Here is a 952-nt window from a genome sequence, read left to right on the forward strand (position 1 = left end):
TGACCGAGGAGCGCGACATCCTAAAAAAGGCCGCAGCGTACTTTGCCAAGCAGTCCGGGTGAAGTACGCGTTCATCGAGCGGCACGAGCATGAGCACAGCGTGCGCCGCATGTGCAAGGTCCTGACGGTGCACCCCAGCGGCTACTACGCCTGGAAGGCCGAACCCGCGAGCCCTCGTGCCAAGGACGACTAGCGGCTGCTGGGCCTGCTCAAGCAGGCCTGGCTGGAGAGCGGCGGCGTGTACGGCTACCGCAAGCTCACGCTGGACATGCGCGATCTGGGCGAGAGCTGCGGCAAACATCGCGTGGCCAGATTGCTCAAGCGCGAAGGGCTGCGCTCGCAGACGGGCTATCGGCGCCGCCCCGGCATGCGCGGAGGCAAACCTGCTGTCGTGGCACCCAACCACTTGCAGCGCCAGTTCACGGTGGCCGAGCCCAACCAGTCCTGGGTGACCGACATCACGTACATCCGCACCCATGAGGGCTGGCTCTATCTGGCCGTGGTGGTAGATCTGTTCTCGCGTCAGGTGGTCGGCTGGTCAATGGGCAGCCGCATCGACACCGGCCTGGTGCTTGACGCGCTGATGATGGCCTTGTGGCGTCGTCAGCCCAAGAAGCCAGTCACGGTGCATTCGGATCAGGGGAGCCAGTTCACTGGCCACGACTGGCAGGACTTCCTGCGCGACCACAACCTGATCTCCAGCATGAGCCGTCGCGGCAACTGCCACGACAACGCGGTGGCCGAGAGCTTCTTCCAACTGCTCAAGCGCGAGCGCATCCGCCGCCAGACATACCCGACCCGCGATGACGCTAGAGCCGACGTCTTCAACTACATCGAGATGTTTTACAACCCCAAGCGCCGTCACGGCACTGCCGGAGATACTTCGCCGGCAGAGTTCGAGCGACGCCATTCCCAACGGCTCAAAAGTGTCTAGGGAACCCGGGGCGATTCA

1 pseudogene is annotated in these 952 nt (G+C 63.8%); it reads left to right on the plus strand.

Annotation, left to right across the window (positions count from 1 at the left end):
* Positions 1 to 934: pseudogene (locus J7U46_RS23180) on the plus strand (IS3 family transposase); the annotation flags it as partial.
* Positions 935 to 952 lie beyond the last annotated feature (18 nt).

Origin of the sequence: Pelomonas sp. V22, from assembly GCF_030014915.1 — a bacterium.
In the GTDB taxonomy this organism is placed as follows: Bacteria; Pseudomonadota; Gammaproteobacteria; order Burkholderiales; family Burkholderiaceae_C; genus JAUASW01.